The sequence below is a fragment of the Pontibacter sp. LHS2 genome (genome assembly GCF_058932845.1).
Genome location: NZ_JBZYWG010000004.1, coordinates 124,968 through 146,975, shown reverse-complemented (window position 1 = coordinate 146,975; position 22,008 = coordinate 124,968). Strand labels below are relative to the sequence as shown.

Sequence of the window (22,008 nt, the reverse complement as noted above, 5' to 3'; positions counted from 1 at the left end):
GTGACAGACGCTTAACTCATAACTTTTAACTCTTAACTTAAAATCGTTAGATTTTACGAGCTGTGTTGATCACATTCACCCCGTTGAAGCGGGTGTGGGCTGAGCCATGCGATACAGCGCTTACCTGGCTAGGCTGGCCTTTGCCGTCGAAGAACGAACCGAACAGGCGGTAGTCGCTCTCGTCACAAGAACCTGCGCATGAGTTCCAGAACTCTTGCGTGTTGCTCTGGTAAGCCACATCCTCCAGCATACCCACGATCTTGCCTTTGCTGATCTCATAGAACGCCGTGCCGCCAAACTGGAAGTTGTAGCGCTGCTGGTCAATTGAGTAAGAACCGCGTCCGGCAATGTAAATGCCTTTGTCAACGCCGCTGATCAGCTGGTCCACGTTCATCTTCTGCTTACCTGGTGCCAGTGATACGTTCGGCATGCGCTGGAACTGCACCGAGCTCCAGTTGTCGGCGTAGCAGCAACCATGCGACTCCGGCTCGTTGATGATGTGCGCCTGGTCACGGATAGCCTGGTAATTCACCAGTATGCCGTCTTTGATCAGGTCCCACTGTTTGGTTTTCACGCCTTCGTCGTCCCAGCCTACCAGGCCAAGCGAGCCCTTCTGGGTCTTGTCAGCGAAGATGTGTACCTTATCAGAACCGTATTTGAAGTTCTTGGATTTCCACTTGTCGAGGGTAGCGAAGGAAGTGCCGGCGTAATTGGCTTCGTAGCCCAGCACGCGGTCCAGTTCCAGCGGGTGACCCACTGATTCGTGTATGGTCAGGCCAAGGTGGTTCGGGTCCAGTATGAGGTCATACTTACCAGCTGCCACGGACTTGGCTGTCAGTTTTTCCTTGGCTTGCTTGGCGGCCAGGGTGGCGTCTTCGAGCATGTCGTAAGCGTAGCGATAACCTACCAGGCCAGTACCTTCCGGTCCTTTGATCTTTTCGCCAGCTTTCGGCACCATGTACTCCCAGCCCATACCCATTGGCGCACTCAGGGCCTCACGGGTTCTGAACTTGCCGGAGGCTTTGTCTACGGCTGTTACTGTGAAGTTAGGCCAGATACGATGGATGTCCTGGTCGATATAAGAGCCTTCAGTCGAAGCGAAATACTTCTGCTCGTTTACCTGGAAAAGGGCAGAGTTCACGAAGCTGGCACCGTTCTCCATGGCCTTGGCATTGGCTGCAAGCAGCAAGTCTGCTTTTTCACTTACAGGTACTTCAAAAGCGTTTTTCTCGATCGGCGTTTTCCAGCTTACTTCGCCGTAGCTCTTCACAGGAGCCAGCCTCACGGGTTCTTTCTGCAGTTTCGAGTTGGCTTTGGCGATGGCTACCGCCTCCTGGGCCGCTTTGGCTATACCTTTGTCAGTTACGTCGGAGGTGGCTGAGAAGCCCCAGGTGCCGTTGGCCAGTACTCGCACACCTACACCGTAAGACTCGGCGTTTACGATGTTCTGTACTTGTTGCTCGCGGGTGAAAACATATTGCTGCAGGTAGCGGCCTATACGTACGTCGGCATAGGAAGCGCCGCTTGACTTGGCTGCGTTCAGGGCTACATCAGCCAGACGCTTTTTCAGGGCTGGGTCTACCTGTTCCAGCGCTCTCTCGGGTGAGATGATATCGCCGAAAACAGGTATGGAAGGCAGCATGAGCCCACCAAACCCGAGCGCCGATAACTCGATAAAATGACGTCTTTTCAAGTTCTTTAAGGTTAAGGTTTAGAGAAGTATAGTTTTAGGTAACTAAGTTTAGGCATTTGCAGGCTTAAATCAAAGTGCAGACAAGAGTTATAAGCTTGAGCTGGCATTTTAATCGATAAAGCGGGTGTATATCTCTATGAAAGCTTTAGTAGGTTCTTAGAAGGATAATAGTGGAGAAGGTTTAATCGTGCTACGCTATGCATAGTCAGCAGGGAAAGAATTTGACAGGTATGGCAACCGAATGTGTAATGTTTCCAGGCCTGTGTCGTCTCTGTTATTGGAGGGGCAGCTGCGGTTCCTGTGCCTTTTGTTTATACCTGACCTCGTTGCTATGGAAAATCGATTTTTAACAGGTTGCTATCTTCTGTTGATGCTGTTTGTGCATAGCTTGGTTCAGGCCCAGCCCACCGTGCTAAGCGTAGCCAAATGGCAAGAGGATGTCAAAGCCCTGGCTGAGCAAATGCCAAAAATGCACCGATCTCCTTATAATAAGGTGTCGCAGCAGGAGTTTGACAGTGCCGTGGCAGTACTGCACGCACAGGTTCCTAAGCTGCAGGATCATGAAATAGTGGTGGGTCTCACACGCCTGGTTACTATGATCGGAGATGGCCATACCCGCCTGACGCTGCCGCAGGATATGGCAGTGGCCTACAGTCGGGCGCACTCCTCTACACCCCCGCCTGCTGATTCCGCCTTATTCCTGAACCACCTGCCTGTGAAGCTTGCCTTGTTTGATGATGGTCTGTTCATCCGGGAAGCAACACCTGAGCTGATGGACCTGATTGGTGCCGAGGTATTGCAGATTGGAAGTACTGCTACCAATGAGGCACTGGAAAAAGTAAGACCCGTAGTGCATTACGACAATGAGTCAGGATTTAAGCAGCTGGCTCCCACCTTTCTGGTAGTGCCTGAATTTCTGGCAGCGCTAGGTATAGCCAATGATGCGCAGGAGGTACTGCTTAAAGTAAAAACACGCGATGGAAAAACGACAACTATAGCGCTTTCTCCGATCTCTCAATTTAAACAGGTATACTTTGTAGGGGCAAGCGAGGCGCTAGGTATAGCAGCGCCTATGAGCCAATGGAACAGAAAGGAAAAATTCTGGCTCCACATGCTGGAGGAAGAAAAGACGCTGTACGTGCAGCTGAATGAAAGCAACGACAAAGACGATGAATCGCTAGCCGCTTTTGTCGCGAAGATAGAGCGCATCGTCAACGGATTTCCAGTTGAGAAGCTAGTGCTCGACCTTAGGTATAACCCTGGCGGGAATAATCATCTCAATCGCTCCCTTGTACTAGCTTTGGCACGGTCAGAGCAGATCAACCGGTTTGGGAGACTCTATACCTTGATCGGGCGAGAGACTTTCTCGGCGGCGCAGATGCTGGCCAATGACCTGGAATATTACACCAATACCCTGTTTGTGGGTGAGCCCTCGGGTTCGTCACCCAGCGCCTACGGCGACTCCAGAAAAATGCAATTGCCCAACAGTAAATTGACCATACGTGTGTCCACCATTTACTGGCGCGATTGGGACGGGGACGAAAAGCGCCCCTGGACAGCACCCGATATACCCGTGGGCTATACCTCAGCTGACTACTTGCAAGGCAGAGATCCTGTGCTGGAGACAGTGCTGGCCATGCCGACAACAGGCACCGTGGCTAGCACCATGCAGCAGGTATACAAGCTGGCGGGCTTCCGGTCGGCTACCTGGGTCTACTTCCGAGCCGTGCAGGATGCCCGCGCTAATGGTGAAGAGATCATACAAGCAGAGGAGAAGTTTGGTGAATACTTATTACAAACTGAAAACTCTCCCGAAGCCATTGCCTGGTACAGCCATATCAGTAGCCGGCACAAAGAAGAAGCCTGGCCGTTGGTTGGGCTGGCAAAGGCACACCTGCTGAGTAACGAACGACAGAAAGCTACCGACACATTGGAGAAGGCAATTCGGTTGCAGCCAGCTAATAAACAGGCAAAGGAATTGTTAGCGACCATCAAAAAGAGGTCATCTAAAGGGTGAAATATGCTGGTATACAGGCTATTAATAAGAAATTATCAGCTGCCATACCTTGAACAGATAAAATTTTGATAATATGCTGTAATGTTTCCCACCCTAGGTCGTCTTTGTAATTGAATGGATCTGCAAGAGTTTAAAATAAAGGTACTCCCTGCGAAGCAAAAGCTCTACCGGCTTGCGCTGTTCCTGCTTCACGACAAAGATGAAGCAGAGGATATCCTGCAGGATGTATTTCTAAAGCTCTGGACCCAGAAAGACAAGCTGCACGCCTACGACAGCATAGAGGCATTGGCCATGCGCATCACCAAAAACCTGTGCCTGGATAAGCTGAAAGCAGGCAAGCGAAAACAGATGGTCGATGTAACAGGCATAGACCTGAGCTCAGGAGATATCAGTCCTTACCAGCACTCGGAGTTGACAGACAGCATAAGCAATGTGCAGAAGCTACTAGAAGCCTTGCCTGAGCAGCAGAAACTGGTGCTGCACCTGCGAGATGTGGAAGGCTACACATTTGAAGAAATAGAGCAGATCACAAGCCTGACCGTGAATAACCTGCGGGTAATCCTGTCAAGGGCCCGCAAAAGCGTACGGGATGGCTTTCTAAAACTAGAGAATTATGAAGTTGGATAACATAGAAGAATTGCTGCGGAAATATTACGAAGGCGAAACGACAGTAGCCGAAGAAAAGGAGCTGCATGCATTCTTCAACGAGACAGCAGACTTGCCTGAGCACCTGAAGGCCCATGCTGCCCCATTTCGGTACTACGCCAAACAACAGCAGCAGCAATCAATCAAAGTGCTGTCGGATGACTGGTTGTTTGATAAGATTGAGCAGGAAGAAGAGAAGCAGCAGGAGCCAAAAGGAAAACAGGTATTCTTTCCGATCCTGCAGGAATATGCCACTTACTGGCGTGTAGCCGCTGGCATCATCTTCATCCTGGGAGCCTTCTGGCTAGGTCGAAGCTATAACCAAGGTATAGCGCCAGAACAACATGCCGAGATAGCCGCCCTGCGAGAAGAAGTAGAGGAGATGAAGCTGGCCATGAGCACAGGAGCCTCTGCCAGTGAGCGCATACAGTTGGTTAGCCAGGAATTTGACACCGAGCAGCCCGACGAGATCATACAGGTGCTGATCACGACCATGAACCAAGACCCGAACGTGAATGTGCGGGTGGCCGCCTCAGAAGCGCTTTATAAGTTTAGCCACAAAAGAGTAGTACGCCAGGCTTTAACCGAGTCTCTGAAACTGCAGACAGACCCGATCATGCAACTCACGCTGATTGACATGCTTGTGAACATTAAAGATAAAGAGGCAGTTGGCGAGCTGGAGGAAATGGCAAACCGGAAAGACCTGCTTCCTATCGTGAAGAGCAAGGCAGCAGAAGGGCTGGGCATACTGATATAACAAGACACATTGCTAAGACAATAGATTTTACTTACCACTAGAGCGATTAGAGCCATATGAAAAGATTAACACTAGTAGCAGTTGCCTGTCTTCTGCTCTCCGCGGCGCCAGCAAGTGCGCATGAACGAAATGAAGCCCATACCACGACAGTAGCCGGTACTACAGACCCGGAAGAGACTTTGCAGGATAAACCGCTTATCTACAAAAACAAGCTGGGGAACAGCAAAGGCAATAAGGTGGTCATTATGATGCACAACAGTGATGTAAAAGTCATTGGGCATAACTCAGACGAGGTTGTGATAGAAGCTGCTAGTCATACTGCTCCCCCTGCCCGTGCTGCCGGACTGAAACCACTGTACAACCAGGCCGAGGATAACACAGGAATGGGGTTGTCTGTGGCAAAAGAAGGAAACACGCTGACTGTAACGAAGGCGTCCAGACAGGATGGCAAGTATACGATCCGGGTACCTAAGAATGCATCTGTCGTGTATGAAGAGACAAACTGGATGGGAGGTGACCTGAGCATCGCCGATGTAGAAGGTGAGATCGAGCTTAAATTAAATAATGGAAATGCGACCCTCTCCAATATCACGGGACCAGTCGTGGCGAATGCTACCAGCAGCGACATGGTGATCAAATTCTCCAGCCTGAACCAGTCCAAGCCAAGCGCCATCTCCACTGTGGCAGGTACCGTCGACATTCACCTGCCAGCCAACACTAAAGCGAACTTCAAGCTGAAAACCATACAGGGCGAAATCTACTCAGACTTCGATATGAACATAGCCCGTGACTCCAAAAGCAATCTGCCGCGAGTGACAGGCGGCAATAACATCGACGGCAAAACCAATGGGGGTGGCGTGGAGATGAACCTGTATACCATCAGCGGCGACATGTATATCCGCAAAAGCAAGTAACTCATTAAACTTAACCTTTTAAGACTATGAAAAAGTCATTTATCCTCGCCCTACTATGGTTTGGTTTTACGACTACCGTTTGGGCCCAAAGCAAAACGGTAGAGCGAACTTTGGCCATACCCGCGAATAACAAAGTGGAGTTGAACCTCAAGTTCGGTGAAGACATCAAGATCAGCGCCTGGAACAAGAAAGAGGCCTACATCAAAGTCACCTACGAGATAAACAGCGGCAAGCTGAACGAAGCGCTGCAGCTGGGTTTTGAGAGCGACAATGCCAGCGCCCGCGTAAATGTGGACCTGGACAAGGAGCTGACGAAGAATGGGCAGGCAGGGGATTGCCCAGACAATAACTATAGCCAATACAATGTCAGCAAGAACGGCAACCGCAACTTTGTCTGTGCTAAGATCAATTACGAAATCTTTCTGCCTGCAAACGCCGACCTGACGGTGGAAACTATTAATGGCAACATCGAGATAAGAGGCTTAACTGGTCCGGTAAGCGCCAAGTCCATCAGCGGATTTGTGGATATGAACTGGGCTCCGAATAAAGGTGCTGCTGTGGCCCTGAAAACCATCACAGGCGAAGTTTATTCTGATCTGGCCATTGACCTGGGCGGTAGTAAACAAAAAGCGCCTATGGTAGGCTATGAGCTGAAAGGCAATGTGAGCGGCGGCGGTTCACCGATCAAGTTAGAGAGCATCAGCAACGACATCTACCTCCGCAAAAAGGACTAGGTATAGCTGTCTCTTAAATTTCCATCAATAAGCAAAAAGCGGAAGACCTGCACAGGCCTTCCGCTTTTTCATTTATCAGTAATTTGATAGTCTTCTTAGGCTTCGCTAACCTTTCCCGCCAATCCTTCTTCTTCGAGTAACTCGTTGAAGGCTTCGGCTTCGTTTCTGTTGTTGAATTTACCGGCTTTTACCAGTACCACTTTTCTGCCATTTACCTGCTCCTCAGCTAACTCTAGCGGAAGGTGCTTGTCAAAGGCTTTCAGTTTCTGGCTAAGTGCAACCGCCTGCTGGTAGTCAGTGTAGGCAGCTGTTTGAATGGTATAGCCATTGGCATTAGATGCTGTGGCAGTGCCCGGTGCTTCTAGTACCTCGACTTTTACCTGTGCCACGCCTTCGTCGTGTATGTCGAGCTTACGTGCGGCTGCCTCTGAAACATCAATAATGCGATTGCCCACAAATGGGCCGCGGTCGTTGATGCGTAGGACTACAGATTGGTTGTTGGCTGGATTGGTCACCTTGACCTTTGTGCCAAATGGCAGGGTTTTGTGCGCGGCGGTCATTTCATTCTTGTTATAGCGCTCGCCGCTGCTGGTTTTTCTGCCGTGGTATTTACTGCCATACCAGGAGGCAGAACCAATTTGGGTTTTGTCGTTCTTTTGTGCGAAAGTTGGTTGACTAACTCCGATAAATAGAAAAATGATTACTGTTAAGATAAAGCACTTTCTATCGTTCTTCATATAGTTTTTTAGTTGGTGAATCCGCAAAGATACGGAAATATTTTCAAACGAGGCCTTATACGTGCGATTGTGGCCCTGGTTGTAGGGGGATACACGCTGCCTCGTAAAATCGCTATAAGTCTTTTAATGACAAAAATCCCTTTTTAGAGCTGATATAGGCGCCTTTTTATCTATTTTTATAGCGATGTACAAGTCGCTTGAAGCCTAAAAAAAATTTTCATTTTCTGGCTTAGCTGTAGGTTAAACGGGAACTTTTGTGTGTATATTTTGTTTAAGCCGCAAATTCTGCCAAAGCGTATACTTTATAAAAGCATAGTACCATGGACTTTGGAAAACTCTCAGATATAAGCCGTGTAGACTTCACGTTACCACCCGACCATCCTGATACTTTGAACCTGCTCCACAGGTATAAGCAAGAGCTGCCACAAAAGCCAAAGGTATACATAGGGCTACCGGTGTGGGTGAACAAACCTTGGGTAGGTGAGTACTATCCGGCTGGCATGAAAGAGAAGGAGTCATTGCTGTGGTATGGCAAGCAGTTCAATACCATCGAGCTTAACAGCACGCACTACCACATACCTGGCCCGGACACCATAGAACGTTGGCAGCATACCGTGCCGCAGGGCTTTACTTTCTGCCCTAAGTTTCCGCAACTCATTAGCCACGAAGGACCGCTTGTGAGTTCGCTTGACCTTACCGCTACTTTCTGTGAGTCTATCGCCGGGCTGGAAGACAAGCTGGGCTGTTCTTTTCTGCAGCTGCCACCCTACTTCGGCCCGAAGCAACTGCCCGATCTGGAAAAATTCGTGCAGTACATACCTGAAAGTGTGCCGCTGGCTGTAGAGCTCCGTCACCCTGATTGGTTCGTAGACAATGTGGCTTCGCTGGAGTTGTTTGAAGTGCTGGAGAAGTTCCGTGTAGGTACTGTGCTCACCGATGTGGCTGGTCGCCGCGACGTGCTGCACATGCGCCTGACCACGCCTATGGCGATGGTGCGCTTTGTAGGCAACGGTCTGCACCCCACCGACTATACCCGCATCGACGATTGGGTTACAAGAATCAAGGTCTGGCTCGATGAGGGCTTGCAAGAGCTGTACTTTTTTGTGCATGAACCTGACAACATCACTTCACCCGAACTGGCTACTTACCTGATCGAGAAGCTAAACAAAGTATGCGGGCTGGATGTAAAGCCGCCTAAGAAGTTTGTGCAGGCGGTGCAGGGGGAGCTTTTTTAGGTAGAACTATAGATAATAGATAGCTTGCTCGCAATAAGTTGTCTATTTAGAGGCTTATAGCTTAAAATTCAGCTAGATACAGTCTATAAGCTGATAGGAAGGATAACTTCAGAAAGGGGCTTTCTTGTCTTAGATAGTTGCATTCAGATTAAATGATTGAGCCGTTTTGCCTGCGCTTGAATACAGCTATACCTGAGATTTTAGAATTTATACCCGCTATACCTGAGATTTCAAGAAACTAAACATTTCTATTCTTGGGTCGCATAAGTTTACACCTGCTTTGGGATATAGGGGCAAATAATATTTACGGGTATTGATAAAAACACAAAAGCGGCGTGTCCTTCTGGACACGCCGCTTTGCTTTGGGTTATTGGGTAAAGGGTATTAAATTTTGAAGGTATCGTCGCTGATGCCCTTGTTTACTTCCACGCTCTGCACCTCAGCTTTGATCACCTGAGGACCAACTACAGTTTCGATCACATGCGGGTATTTCACGCCGTTTACTTCTTTGTAGTTCTTGTAGCTCTTGGTCTGTGTGATAGCGCCCTGCGGTGTCTGCATGCTCTTCACATCTTTCAAAAGCAAGCCTGTTGCCTTATCGAAGTAATGAAGTGTCTTCTGACCGTTTGAGGCTGTCGCTTCTACGATGTAAGCATCGGCGCCATCCACTTTTTCCTGACCAGATACAGCCGTCTTGATACCGAATTTTTCGAAACGTGTCATAGAGAACATATCAGACTCAGCTTTAGAAGAAGCAAGCTCCTCAGCAGTCATGTCTTTGTTCACGCCTTGCATTGGTGCTTCCATTTTGCCTTTGTCGCCGTTGATGATCACACGCTGCATCGGGTTGTTGTTCATCAGGATCTGGATCAGCATTTTGTCAGCGCCTTTCTGCTGCTGCTTGAAAGTAAGTGGCATGCCCTGCACGCTGGCATTCATAGTCACGGTCACATCTTTTACTTTCTCGATGTTCGCTTTACCACCAATCGCCTGAATGTATTTAGCGATAAGTTGATCCGCAGTCACGTCGGTTGGTACCGCTTTAGCAGCTGCTCTGTCCACTTTTTCGCCAGTGGCATCAAAGTAAGTAATAGAGTTGTCGTCTTTATCGAATGCCACCAGCTTGTCAGCGATGTCAGTGGCGTTACCTACGGCCAGTATATATAACTGGTCAGGACGTACGTACTTCTGTGCTACACGCTGCACATCAGCTGCAGTCACAGCGTCAACTTTCTTCAGATAGTTGGCATAGTAGTCAGCTGGCAGTTTGTAACGGGCAGTCGCGATAGCATACATCGCCACCGTGTTTGGATTCTCTAAGCCACGTGCAAAGTTACCAGTGATATAAGCCTTTGCGTAAGCCAGCTCTTTGTCAGTTACCTGCTTTGTTCTGATGTCAGTGAATTCCTTCATGAACTCGGCAGCGGCGCTGTCAGTTACGGCGTTACGAACGCTGGCAGAAGCGTTGAAGCGACCCAGGATCTTGTCAGTTGAAACAGTTGAGTAAGCACCATAGGTATAGCCGTTCTTCTCACGCAGGTTCATGAACAGTCGGGCTGTGCTACCACCACCCAGAATTGTGTTCATTACCGCAGCAGGAATAGCGTCTTCAGCACCTGGCTTCAGTTCAGCTGGGTTTGTGAATGAAAGCACACTCTGAACAGCACTTGGACGATCAACGATCACTACCTGTGTCTTGCTATTGTGCTTTGGAAGGTCGTAGTTGTGCGTTGGCACAGTGCCTTTTTTCCACTTACCAAATGACTTCTCCAGCAGTTTCTTCATCTCCTTTGGCGTCACATCACCAACCACAGCCAGGTAACCAATGTTCGGGCGGTAGTAGGTGTTGTAGTAGTTCTGCACATCGGCCAGTGTTACGTTCTCTACAGATTTCTCAGTAGTCAGTTCACCGTTCGGGTGGTTCTTGCCAAATAGCAACGTGTTACGGATTTTACCCGCGATAGCGTCTGGGTTATCTTTCTCAGAAGCCAGGTTAGCGGCCATCTGCTTTTTCACCTTGTCCAGTTCTTCTTGCGTGAAGTTCGGGTTTAGCAAAGCATCAGCAGTCAGGTCAAGTAACGTAGGCAGGTTCTTCTTAAGGGAAGAAGCACTGAAGCCAGTAGAACTGAACGAAAGGTTCGCCCCGATAAAGTCTACCTGCTCGTCGAACTGGTCTTTGCTGCGATTTTTAGTGCCTGTACGCATCATCTGGCCCGCCATGCTTACGTAACCGGCCTTGTCGCCTTCCAGGATCGGGTCACGGTCCAGTACCAATGACATGCTTACTACTGGCAGTTTGTGATTTTCCACCACATATACCTTCAAGCCGTTTTTCAGGGTGAAGTGCTCATACTTGCCCAACTCAATTTTAGGAGCTGGACCAGCAGGAGGAGGCGTTTGTTTTGTTTGAGCTGTGACTACCGTGGTAAGCGCCAGCATCAAAAGAAGTATGTTATATATTCTCTTCATGATCATCTAAATTAATTGCTTTGTTGAGCTGACTTTGGCAGATAGTGCAACACCACGCGGTTGTTTTTGGTGAGGTACTTGTTGGCTACACGCTGAATGTCTTCTTTCGTCACTTTCATGTAGCGGTCAATCTCGTTGTTGATCAGATTAGCGTCACCATAATATACATGGTAGTTAGCCAGATTTTCGGCACGGCCAGCTACGGTGCTGTTCTGCTGCACAAACTGACTTTCCATTTGGTTGCGCAGTTTCTGGAACTCACGCTCGCTGATCAACTCCTTTTTTACTAGCTCAATCTCTGCATCCACAGCGGCTTCAAGATCTTTCACATCCACTCCCATGTTAGCAATCGCATAGGTCAGGAACAAGCCTGGGTCTTCTGTCGGGAAAGGGATAGAAAGGGCTGCAACCGCTTTCTGCTGCTTGTCCACGATAGCCTTCGGCATACGGGCACTCTTGCCACCAGAAAGCAGCGTAGTCAGCATAGAAAGGGCATAGTGATCTTCAGTGCCTTGTGCCGGAATGTGGTACGCCTGAATAACGGCTGGCAACTGGATGTTGTCATACACGATCTTACGACGCTCTTCTGTCTGGGCTGGCTCTACAACCTTTGGTCTTGGAATCTCCTGCGTGCCTTTCGGAATTTTCGCGAAATACTGCTCAATCAGCTTCTTGGTCTCGTCGATGTTGATATCGCCGGCGATAGAAAGCGTAGCGTTATTCGGTACATAGAAGGTCTTATAAAAATCGCGGAATTCCTCGATTTTCGCGTTGTTCAAGTCTTCGAAAGTACCGATTGGCGTGATTTTGTACGGATGCTCTGTGTAAGCAAGGCCGAACGTGTTTTCCAGGATAGTACCGTAAGGCTGGTTGTCCACGCGCATACGCTTCTCTTCCTGTACTACTTTACGCTGCGTCTCTACGCCTACTTCGTCCACTTTGGCACCTACCATACGCTCCGCTTCCATCCAAAGACCAAGCGCCAGTTGGTTAGAAGGCAACAACTCATAGTAATAAGTACGGTCAAACGATGTGTTGGCGTTAAGTGAGCCACCGGCAGCCTGCACCATGTTCATGTATTGGCCACGTTCAATGTTCTCAGTGCCTTCGAACATCAGGTGCTCGAAAAAGTGCGCAAAGCCTGTACGGCCTTTCACCTCGTTTTTAGAACCCACATGATACAGCACCGACACCGCCACATTAGGGGTAGAGTTGTCCTTGTGCAAGATGACATGCAGCCCGTTCGGGAGCGTATACTCCGTGAATTCGATCTTATTGCTCTTAGTCTGGGCGAAGGCAGCAAAGCCTGTAGCGCACCACATAAGGCAAAGGAGAAGCTTACGTTTCATAAAATGATTGTTTAGGAATAGTAAAGCTCTATACACAACATGTGTTATAGAAACTATAAAATTAATCTAAAACTTAGAGGGGTTTTCCACAAATAGCTGAACCCGCAGGATTGCTCTACAAATAGGGAGGAGAGGCAGATGAATAGGAGAATTTGTGGGATGAAGAGGCGTGCGAAGAGTAATTTAAACCTTAATTTATTAGTGTTGACATCGGGGCTCTTACCTGGAGTTGAATTACAGGGATTGGAAGTGTTTCGTCCTGTCAAAGCTCTTCTTGGCTAACATAAAGCTTAATTTATAAAAGCTGCTCCAATTGCTGTAAGATGAATTTTTTAGGTAGGTTAAGAAAGAGCGATAACAGGAAAAAAGCAAAGAGGGCATACTTCGCCTGAATAATATCTCGGTGTTTATCAGGAAGCGAGACTAAGGTATAAACTAGCCCAACGAATAGTGGAAAGCTAAAAGGAGCAAGTAGCCTATAGTCGAGTGCATCAAAGTGAGATACAAAGCGAAGTGCTAAAATAGCAAACAGGTATAGGAGCGCTATACCGATGCATATCATCGAGAAGCTGTTTTGTTTAAGCTCCTTCCAGAAGTTATAATGTCTTTTTATCTTAATCGTGATAAAGGTAAGTACGACCAATTGGATGATCGCTGTGATGTAAAGTAAGTAGTCGGGTTGGTTCTGTGGTCTGTATTCGCGGATGATAAGGAATTCGTTGAGGAGGCCTCTGAGGGACATGAAGAGGAAAGTTGAGAACGTTTCAGTTTCAGTCTCCAGTCTGTCAAGGCCAGTCGCATATCCGCTGAGTTGGTAATTAATAAGAAGGTAGCTGGAGAATGAAAGTGCCGTTAATACTGAAAAAGAAAAGAAAGCGAATGCGCCCTTAGAGTTTCCGATAAAGTAAAAATATAGACATAATATGGCGGGTATGCTCAATGAAAAAATACCAGCATACCGTAACATAAACAAACCAATGCAAGCCAAGAAGATGAGCAATGCATTACGTGGAATTGAAAAACCATTATAGGTATGTAAGGTCAGTTTAGCAATGAGAAGTAGTATGAGTAGAAACGGTGCTTCTGACCAGGTAGAACTATAAATTTCCAGTAAAGTGTAGCTTGAGCATATGGAAGCGAGCACAAAAGAATAGTTAATGCAAATGCTCCGGAGAAACAAAAAGATACCAGCCAACAAAAGCAGATTGAGCAATTTTGAAGCCCAGAAGACATCTAGGCCACTTATCGCTGATGTCAGAAAAATCAGTATTGGGTAACCAATAGGCCACTTTGTAAAAAGTTTATCTTTATTGCCTGAAGCGTCCGTTTCGTAGAAGCCATGCCCATCTTTAAAATTTTGGGCAGCATCCAGGTATGCTAATGAATCAGGTGTGGTATATCCTGTGCCTTCAACATTCACTCTAAAAAGAATAATTGCAGCAGTAAGCAGGTAAAGCAGCAATAAATATAGATCTGCCTTAAAGAAACGACTAATCAACATTCTTCACCCCTAATACATCCTCGGCAATTCAATCCCCTTTATCTTTCGATACAGTCCTAGTGCAGCCTGGTCGGTGAGGCTGGTCACGTAATCCGTGATATGGATGATGCGCTCGTAGTCGGAGGCGCCTTCAGGTAGCTTGAGGTAGTGCTGTGGTATGAGGTCAGCTATTTTGCGGTGGTGCTTAGATTCCTGGCGAAATGCGGCTTTCATACAGGCATCCAGCAAGCCGCCCAGCACTTCGAAACCTGCTGCCTCGATCTCCAGTACCGGTTTGTTCCGGTAAATCAAGGCGATAGACAAACTTTGAATTTCGTCAAGCACGGGCTTGCAAGTGAGTTCGTTGATCAGCGGCTTGTCATACGTGCCCGCTAGTATAGCGTCTTCATGTTGCAGAAAGATCTGGCTGGTTTCCTGAATGAGATTTCCGATGATACGGGCACGCAGGTAACCAATCTCCTCACGCCAGTCATAAAAAGTGAGGCTGGAAACACGATTAGGGTCATCGTTGAGAATTTGGCGCAGCAGGGCTATACCTTGCTGGTGCGGTACCAGGCCAAGCCGTAGCCCATCTTCAAAATCGATAATGCGATAGCAAATGTCGTCTGCAGCTTCCACCAGAAATGCCAGCGGGTGACGATGATAAAATACCTGGTCGTCAATTCCTTTCCCCAAAAGGCCTAATTCCTGTGCAATGGTGTCGAACCAAGCTTTCTCGGTCTGGAAAAAGCCATACTTCTTTTCACTTGTACTTTTCGTGCCTTTCATCTCTGGCAGCGACTCCTTAGGGTACTTTGTGAATGTTGCCAGCGTCGTAAAGGTCAGTGCTAGACCACTGTGACTGACGCCATCGGGTAGCTTGCAGTGTGCCGGGTAGGTATAGGTGAGTACTCTGAAACCAGCCGCATTGCCCTCAAAACGCTGCAAGTCGGCTTTCTGCGCATCTGTCAGGTTTGTTAAAAAAGGGTGGGCCTCTTCACTTAGGAAGTAAGCTGAAATGGCGTCTTCCCCGGAATGACCAAAAGGCGGGTTGCCTATGTCGTGGGCTAAACAGGCAGCAGCTACGATATCGCCAAAGTCAGCTTCCTGTATATTCTTATCTCCTGTCAGCTCAGGATAGCGCTCCAGTATGCTTTTGCCAACGATACGACCAAGTGAGCGTCCCACAACTGACGCCTCCAAACTATGTGTGAGACGGGTATGCACAAAGTCGCTTTCTGGCATTGGCATGACCTGCGTCTTGTTCTGAAGGCGGCGGAAAGCCGAAGAGAAGACAATGCGGTCGTAGTCCCGTTGAAACTCACCACGCACCGATTCATCCGAATTGTATTTGCTATCGGTCGTCTCGAAGCGTTTTTTAGAAATTAAGCGTTTCCAGGAGGTAGTAGTCATGTAATAATAAGGTATAGATTAACTGAAGAGCACGCTTATGCCAACAGTAGCTACAAATAATATAGCCAATGAGATCAGATATGTTAAGCCGATCGGAATCAGTTTGACCGCTGTGCGCAGTAAGGTTTCTTTATAAACATAGCGCAACGCAAAAAACAAATAGGCCATGCTGATCAGGAATACCCAGCCATTGGTGTCAAACTTACTGAAGACGACCTCTACGAGTACAGCAAATATGATCAGCAGGAAAACAAAGGTATGGAAATGAACAGAGAACATCAGATGCTCCACGTAATTACGGCGCTGAGACCGATAAAACAGGTATAGAATAAAGCCAAAGAAGGGCATAAGTACAAACATCATAAAGGAGATGTTCTTTAAAAGCTTCTGGCGTGCCTGTTCCTGATTCTTGACAAAGTTTCTGAACTTGTTATCCACCTCTTCATTGAGTATGACGGCTGCTGTATCGTTGGGGCTTAGTCCAACCCATGGTCTGGCCACTGAGTCTGCTCTCATGATCTGGGCGGCTGCTTCAGGATTGGTGTTGTTCAGTTGTTCTGTTGCGCTATCTGCATCATTCACCACAATACCATCTGAGGCAAATAAGGCAATGGTAGTGAAGAAGAAGATACTGACAAATACATAAAGCCTGAAAGGCGGTACATAGGATACTCTCTTGCCCAGGTTGAACTTCTCAGTCAGATAGCCGGGGCGGGTAATCAGGTATTTAAGCGTGCGCCAGAATTTTGTGTCGTAGTGCAGGGTGCTCTCAAAAAACTCTTCTACCAGGTGCTTAACAGGAACATTCAGGTCGTGGTTTTCCTGTCCGCAGTTAGGGCAGTAATTGTTAACCTCTTCAAAGGTATAGCCGCAATTGGGGCATTGTACAAATTTTCGTCTTTTCTTGGCCATAGGTACGCGTCAAGCAACTTACTTGAAAATCAAATATAGCATACTCACTATAATAAAACTACCATAGCTTTCATTCTAAGGGCTTTAGGTAGGTATAATAATCCGTTGTTATAACAATGTATAGGTATTTTGAAATGTTACTTTTTGTAATTTTTTCAAATCAATTGCATGCGGTCCTAGGCTATTGGGTGACTTTATAAACTGAAAATTAAGATTTATACAGCTATTATCAAAGTTACCTTTTAGGGTAAACTCTCCTTTGTGTACAACTGATGTTTTACAACATTTGTATAGTTACTCGAGCCTATTCCGAGCAATGCAAAACAGACTGTCCCTTTCCAAGCTATGAAACAAAGTGCGAGCTACTGACTAAACCCCGCGTCGGGTATGCGCTTACGCTCCTGGAGCGTATGCCTTGACATCTGAAAACAAACATTACCCTGAAAAGCGGCCAGAAACATAAATTTGTTTCTGGCCGCTTTTTTTATTTTTATTCTTGGTTGAACTATAAAAAAATCAAGGCGTAAAAATTAATGAAGGTTATGCTAACGTAGTGATAATGACCAGATAAGATGTTTAACCAAAGCAAAAAAGGAGGTGTAACTATGAAGCCAATGAGAAAAGAACGTACGGGAGGTGAAAGCCTTACCCCTAAATCGTTCTTCACAGATTTTTTCAGTGACGTGGATCGTTTTTTTGAAAATGATCTGCTACGAATGCCAGCACAAATTGGGCGTCAGATAATGCGGAATATGCCTGCCACCAATATCCGTGAGAATGACAGGGAGTATATGATTGAGCTAGCTGCCCCAGGTATGACCAAAGAGGATTTTGAGGTGGATATAGACGAAGGTATGCTGACCATCAGTAGCCAGAAAGAACAAGATACTACGACAGAAGAAGAGAGCTATACCCGTCGGGAGTATAACTACAGCTCATTTAGTAGGTCGTTCAAACTGCCTGATGCTGTAAAGGCAGATGAAATAAAAGCTCGCTACGAAGAAGGTGTACTTAAGATAACGGTACCAAAGCAAGAGCAAACAAGCAACAGTAACCGTAAGCGTGTAAGCATTGAGTAAGGTGCTGAGCTAAACAGGAAAAGGGAGGCTTTCGGCCTCCCTTTTCCTGTTTATTGCACTTTGACCACTTTCGTGACGCCGCTGTTGTTACCCTCGCTCCAGCGAAGCACATATGTGCCCGATGCCAGATCAGACACGTTGATCTCAATAATGTCAGTACCGTCGGTAACAGTAGCCTCCAGGTCACGCACCAGCCTGCCTTGCATGTCGTATAGCTGCATGCGAAGGTCGGAGGTGCTTCGTACTAGGTACTCCACCCGCAGTGTTTCGCTAGGTGTGCCATCTGTATTTGTGGTTAACCCGATCGGGTTAGGGTATACTCTGAATGTACGTAGGTCACTAGGGTTGAGCACCTGCACACGGCCTGAGAACGCTTCCGTGTTATCAGTGTAAATGACACGCAGACGGTAATAGCTGCGGCGAGGCAATGGGCTGCTATCTGTGAAGGTATAGTCACGAGCCTGCCCGGAAGCAGGAATTTCGCCTACGTCTTCCCACTGTTGACCATCCGGGCTGCGCTGTATTACAAAACGCCTTACCCCTTGCTCCGTACTTGTTGTCCAGATCACGTCCACGGCACCAGCATTTGTAAAGGCAGCGTCAAAAGTAAAGATCTCGGAGGCCAGGTTACACTCACCGTCCAGCTTCGGTGTCATAGGAGAGCGTCCGCCACAGGCTGGAGGGGCCAGGCTTCGGTTTAGAACCAGGTTGGCGCCTGCAATATCTGGAGGTGTCAGGTCACGGATCTGGGTCCTGCGGCCTATATTATAGTGCATCAGGGTATTCGGTAAGATAACGTGGCCAAGTTGGTGTGCATGACCTAATTCGTGCAGGATCACCGTTTCGAAATCGAATTGGTTAGCAGCAGGGGCACCTGGTCCGTACTGCCAGGTGATGTTGCTGTTGATTTCCATGTCAAACTCGGTGAGCCAGAAAACCGTATCGCGACGGGTGCCGCTGATGGCTACGCAGCCTCTGTACTTGCTTATCGTACGGGCCAGTACACCCTGGCCTGTTACAGCAGAAGAGGCAAAGCGAATGACACTGCGGCCATCATCGGCTGAGCTTTCTGTGGTGGTAGTGGCTCCGATTACCCAGTTTACGTTTGTAGTACACACCCAATTGTTTACAGCGCGTCTGAAGCCTTCCTGAGCAGCTGCTCTGTTCTGCAGGCTGGGGGCAAACTGTATTGTGTAGCCACCGCTTCGGTTGGCATCAATCAGAACCGGTTGAACAGGGGTGTTGCCACCTTCGGCTACCACATTCGAATAAGCGAACTCGATGATGAGCGTACCGACACTCAAACCTGATGTCCCGTCATTGGCCGTTACTTTAACCTGGCCTGTTCCGGCTGTGCCGCCTGTCTGGGTATAAGAAGGTACTCTTACTCTGATCTGCGTGTTGGTCCAGGATATGTAGTCAGAAGCATAAGGGCGTACTAACGTAGTACCTCCATCGTCGGCATTGGGAAACTCCACAAAGCCGTTGCCGCGTGAATTGCCGAAGCCTACACCGCTGATGGTCAGGATGGCCCCCGTGCCTGCACTGGTACGAGCAGGGCTAAAGCCAGTCACAACCACAGCCTGCGCTGCCTGCGTGCTCTCCTGTTGGAGCTGCGCCTTCAGGCCTGACTCTAATCTATCATTGGCGATAACCGTTCTGTACTGTTGCCCCATACGGGATGTCACAGCTTTGTATACCTCTTGCACCGATTTATACTGGTTAAACGGATCAGTGGCGATGCCTCGTGCTATGTCGTATCGTACAAAACCCTGACGGCTGGCATATGGCCTGGCGATAATAGTGGCTGCGGTGGCTACCATACCTGTAGGAGCACCTCTTGTCAGGAAGAACATACCCTGCTGTCCTTTCTGCAACTGAAGCGCGGATGATACGGTGTGCATGGCCAAGCCTACTGTACCACCTTCCGTGATTACCTCTATCTGACGTTCCTTTAACTCTCCTTTAAATATTTTAAATAAGCGGACAGAATGCGCTGTATAGATAAATTCCTGCCTGGCATCCCAGAACGACCGTTGGGCCACAACCTCGCCTTCCACTATAATGTCGGCTGCTTTTATGCGCTCCTCCAATGGAATAGGGACCATGTGCAAGTCTTCGGAAGCGATGGCGGAAAATGAAATCACCGAAAGAAGGAGTGCCAACAACATGGCAGCGCTTCGTGACCACATGCGGTCAGGTGTTAGGTGTATGGTGGTCATAGACTGGTGCGGATTGTCAGTTTTGCTGTCGATAAATGATTGTGTCGCGTTCCTAAGCGGCCATAACGTTCTATTACGCAAAAAAATGTGCTGAGGTATGCGCAGTTCATTGCCAAATATAAATAAAATTGTGTATCCTAAGCGTTAAATCAGGTATATAGCTATAATGTAGCAGTAGTGGCTTTAAGTACTAATGCGCCATAGCAGATTTTATCAGGATAAATTCATTGATGTTATCAGTGTTGATCACGCCAGCCAGACGTCCGTTTTCAAGCACCGGATAGAGTGGCGCTTTGGTCTTCTGGAGTTCCGTATACGCCTCTGCTAATTTGTCCTGCACGTTGAAGGCCTTTACTTCCTGCGTCATGATGTCCGAAACCGGACTCTCCACCTGCTCCTCCTTTACAGCTTGTATCAGCTGCATACGAGTGAGCGTGCCAACCACCTGCCCGTCCTGTTCCACCACAAAGTCATGCTCCGAGCCTTTGAGAAGTTTGGCAAGAGCGTCGCGTACGGTTTCGGTGGGCGCCAGGGTCACAAAATTGGTCATCATACCTTCGCGCACTAGATGGCCGCGCAGAAAGTCAAGATGCTGCACGATCATGTTCTCAGACCAGGCACCAAAGAAAACGAATATGCCGATCAGGATCAGGAAAGGATTGTAGAAGAAACCGATAAACACAAAAAAGATGGCCAGCATCTGCCCAAGGTTAGCCGCTATCTGGGTTGCCCGCACCCGGCCTAGCTTAAAAGCCAGCAAGGCCCGCAGTACACGCCCGCCATCCATCGGAAACGCAGGTATAGCATTGAAGATGACAAGCATCAGGTTTACAAAGAATAACAGGTACAGGAAGTTAGCCGGTGTGATGCGGCTAAAAAACTCTTCGCCGGGTAATTCGCTCAAAGAAGGAAGAATCAACCACAGCACAAAGGCGATCACCACGTTCACGGCAGGACCGGCAATGGCGATCATGAGTTCCTGTTTCGGGTTTTCAGGTATACGCTCCAGGCTGGCCACACCGCCTATGGGTAGTAGCGTAATCATTTTGGTGCTGACCCCATAGCGCCTAGCTGTGAGGGCGTGCCCAAGCTCGTGCAGCACCACGCACACAAAAATGGTCATCACAAAAGCCACCGATAGGAGTGTAGCAGTCAGGTCGGAACCGCGCTGCATTTCCGAGAACACGATCCAACCGATCAGGATCAGGAATGTCCAGTGCACCAGAATCTTGATGCCTGCTATTCTGCCAAGGTTAAGGGACCATTTCATAGGGTGTCGATACGTGACGTGTTATACCTGTAACGTGCTTATAAGCGATAAGTTGAATCGCTGAACTGGCTTAGTTGCAACGCTATACCTTACCCAAAAGCTGCGGCACGACCTTGTCGCCGAACACATCAATAAAGCGCTCCTGCTCCAGGTTCACATTATGCAGAATCAGCTGACTGAAGCCCAAATCGATATCCTGTTGCAGCCATTCCATGTGCTGGTTTGGTTCGGAGGAGATGCGCACGTGCTCACGCAGGTCTTCTTCACGCACAAACATGGCCGCCTGCTCCAGTTGCTTGGCTGTGCGCATGTCGGAGAGTACAGCACTCGGGAAGATGTTGGATCGCCACTGATCATGCGCTCCCTGTAAGGCCTCTTTCTCATCTTTAGCGTAGGAGAGCTGCACTTTCAGGTACATGGGCTTGCCTTCGCCTCCGCCTCTGTGGAAAGCATCCACCATTTTTTTAAGCTCCTTTGGCGGCTTTGATACCGTGATCAGGCCGTCTGCCCAACTGCCTACCCACTCTGCTGTCTCTTCAGTGATGGCCGCCCCGATGATCTTAGGGGCTATCTTCGCACGGGTATAGAGTTTGGCCTGTTCCACTTTCACCAAGCCGTGATGTGTGACAGTCTCACCGTCCCAAAGCGCACGAATAATGTCGACACACTCCTTCAGTCGGTTGTTGCGGTCTTGTTTGACGGGCCAGTGCTCGCCTGTAATCTGCTCATTGATGTACTGTCCGCTGCCCATGGCTACCCAAAAGCGCTCCGGAAACATCTCAGCGAGGGTGGCAGCTGCCTGCGCGATAATGGCCGGATGGTAACGCTGACCTGGCGCATTGACGATCCCAAAAGGCAATTGTGTGGCCTGCATAGCCGCTCCAAGCCAGGACCAGGCAAAGCCGCTTTCCCCTTGGTCGAGGCTCCAGGGTGCATAGTGGTCAGATGACATCGAAGCATTAAAGCCCGCCTGCTCGGCCTGTTGCACATACCGGAGTAGCTCGCTTGGCTTAAACTGTTCGTGCGAGGCATGATAGCCGATTCGGAGTGTATGATTGTTTTGGTTCATAGGTATAGCCACG

Annotated in this window: 17 protein-coding genes; 7 read left to right on the top strand and 10 right to left on the bottom strand. The window is 48.4% G+C overall.

Annotated elements, in window-relative coordinates:
• Positions 1 to 46: 46 nt before the first annotated feature.
• Positions 47 to 1,693, bottom strand: a complete 1,647-nt coding sequence (locus tag AC5FX6_RS18570; protein ID WP_493598462.1) for a TldD/PmbA family protein — start codon at positions 1,691 to 1,693, stop codon at positions 47 to 49.
• Between the two features lie 331 nt (positions 1,694 to 2,024).
• Between AC5FX6_RS18570 and AC5FX6_RS18565 the strand changes: the two genes are divergently transcribed.
• The 5 genes from AC5FX6_RS18565 to AC5FX6_RS18545 all read left to right on the top strand — a co-directional run bounded on the left by AC5FX6_RS18565 (position 2,025) and on the right by AC5FX6_RS18545 (position 6,760).
• On the top strand, positions 2,025 to 3,710 hold the full coding sequence (locus tag AC5FX6_RS18565; protein WP_493598461.1) for a S41 family peptidase: 1,686 nt from the start codon (positions 2,025 to 2,027) through the stop codon (positions 3,708 to 3,710).
• A 114-nt stretch (positions 3,711 to 3,824) separates the two neighbouring features.
• On the top strand, positions 3,825 to 4,337 hold the full coding sequence (locus AC5FX6_RS18560) for a GFO_1088 family ECF-type sigma factor (protein ID WP_493598460.1): 513 nt from the start codon (positions 3,825 to 3,827) through the stop codon (positions 4,335 to 4,337).
• Entirely contained in the window at positions 4,324 to 5,112 is a 789-nt protein-coding gene (locus tag AC5FX6_RS18555) for a HEAT repeat domain-containing protein (protein ID WP_493598459.1), read from the top strand. The genes AC5FX6_RS18560 and AC5FX6_RS18555 overlap by 14 nt, the downstream gene beginning before the upstream one ends.
• A gap of 56 nt (positions 5,113 to 5,168) precedes the next feature.
• Positions 5,169 to 6,026, top strand: coding sequence for a DUF4097 family beta strand repeat-containing protein (locus tag AC5FX6_RS18550; RefSeq protein ID WP_493598458.1), 858 nt, complete (start codon positions 5,169 to 5,171; stop codon positions 6,024 to 6,026).
• Positions 6,027 to 6,052: 26 nt separating this feature from the next.
• Positions 6,053 to 6,760 carry a DUF4097 family beta strand repeat-containing protein gene (locus AC5FX6_RS18545; protein ID WP_493598457.1) on the top strand — a complete coding sequence of 236 codons (708 nt, stop codon included), beginning with the start codon at positions 6,053 to 6,055 and terminating at the stop codon, positions 6,758 to 6,760.
• Positions 6,761 to 6,855: 95 nt separating this feature from the next.
• Here AC5FX6_RS18545 and AC5FX6_RS18540 read toward each other — a convergent pair whose 3' ends face one another.
• A complete protein-coding gene (locus AC5FX6_RS18540) occupies positions 6,856 to 7,497 on the bottom strand; it encodes a septal ring lytic transglycosylase RlpA family protein (protein WP_493598456.1) in 642 nt (213 codons plus the stop codon).
• 320 nt (positions 7,498 to 7,817) lie between these two features.
• Here AC5FX6_RS18540 and AC5FX6_RS18535 point away from each other — a divergent pair, with 320 nt between their 5' ends.
• The gene (locus AC5FX6_RS18535) at positions 7,818 to 8,732 is read left to right on the top strand and encodes a DUF72 domain-containing protein (RefSeq protein WP_493598455.1); all 915 of its coding nucleotides are present in this window, start codon (positions 7,818 to 7,820) and stop codon (positions 8,730 to 8,732) included.
• A 384-nt stretch (positions 8,733 to 9,116) separates the two neighbouring features.
• Here the strand turns inward: AC5FX6_RS18535 and AC5FX6_RS18530 are convergent, their stop codons facing one another.
• From AC5FX6_RS18530 to AC5FX6_RS18510, 5 genes are all read right to left on the bottom strand, one after another.
• Positions 9,117 to 11,201 carry an insulinase family protein gene (locus AC5FX6_RS18530; RefSeq protein ID WP_493598454.1) on the bottom strand — a complete coding sequence of 695 codons (2,085 nt, stop codon included), beginning with the start codon at positions 11,199 to 11,201 and terminating at the stop codon, positions 9,117 to 9,119.
• A gap of 11 nt (positions 11,202 to 11,212) precedes the next feature.
• A complete protein-coding gene (locus AC5FX6_RS18525; RefSeq protein ID WP_493598453.1) occupies positions 11,213 to 12,550 on the bottom strand; it encodes a M16 family metallopeptidase in 1,338 nt (445 codons plus the stop codon).
• 295 nt (positions 12,551 to 12,845) lie between these two features.
• Entirely contained in the window at positions 12,846 to 14,051 is a 1,206-nt protein-coding gene (locus tag AC5FX6_RS18520; RefSeq protein ID WP_493598452.1) for a hypothetical protein, read from the bottom strand.
• Between the two features lie 9 nt (positions 14,052 to 14,060).
• Positions 14,061 to 15,443 carry a dGTP triphosphohydrolase gene (gene dgt, locus AC5FX6_RS18515; protein WP_493598451.1) on the bottom strand — a complete coding sequence of 461 codons (1,383 nt, stop codon included), beginning with the start codon at positions 15,441 to 15,443 and terminating at the stop codon, positions 14,061 to 14,063.
• Positions 15,444 to 15,461: 18 nt separating this feature from the next.
• Complete coding sequence (locus tag AC5FX6_RS18510) at positions 15,462 to 16,355, bottom strand: DUF3667 domain-containing protein (protein ID WP_493598450.1); 894 nt, start codon at positions 16,353 to 16,355, stop codon at positions 15,462 to 15,464.
• A 605-nt stretch (positions 16,356 to 16,960) separates the two neighbouring features.
• Between AC5FX6_RS18510 and AC5FX6_RS18505 the strand changes: the two genes are divergently transcribed.
• Positions 16,961 to 17,434, top strand: a complete 474-nt coding sequence (locus AC5FX6_RS18505) for an Hsp20/alpha crystallin family protein (RefSeq protein ID WP_493598449.1) — start codon at positions 16,961 to 16,963, stop codon at positions 17,432 to 17,434.
• Between the two features lie 50 nt (positions 17,435 to 17,484).
• On the opposite strand, the gene AC5FX6_RS18500 is transcribed toward AC5FX6_RS18505, so the two are convergent.
• The 3 genes from AC5FX6_RS18500 to AC5FX6_RS18490 form a co-directional block, all read right to left on the bottom strand.
• Positions 17,485 to 19,656: a T9SS type A sorting domain-containing protein gene (locus AC5FX6_RS18500; RefSeq protein ID WP_493598448.1), complete on the bottom strand. Its 2,172-nt coding sequence runs from the start codon at positions 19,654 to 19,656 to the stop codon at positions 17,485 to 17,487.
• A gap of 190 nt (positions 19,657 to 19,846) precedes the next feature.
• Positions 19,847 to 20,926 (bottom strand): site-2 protease family protein, encoded by a 1,080-nt coding sequence (locus tag AC5FX6_RS18495; RefSeq protein ID WP_493598447.1) that lies wholly within the window; start codon positions 20,924 to 20,926, stop codon positions 19,847 to 19,849.
• Positions 20,927 to 21,008: 82 nt separating this feature from the next.
• The gene (locus AC5FX6_RS18490; protein WP_493598446.1) at positions 21,009 to 21,995 is read right to left on the bottom strand and encodes a TIGR03885 family FMN-dependent LLM class oxidoreductase; all 987 of its coding nucleotides are present in this window, start codon (positions 21,993 to 21,995) and stop codon (positions 21,009 to 21,011) included.
• Positions 21,996 to 22,008 lie beyond the last annotated feature (13 nt).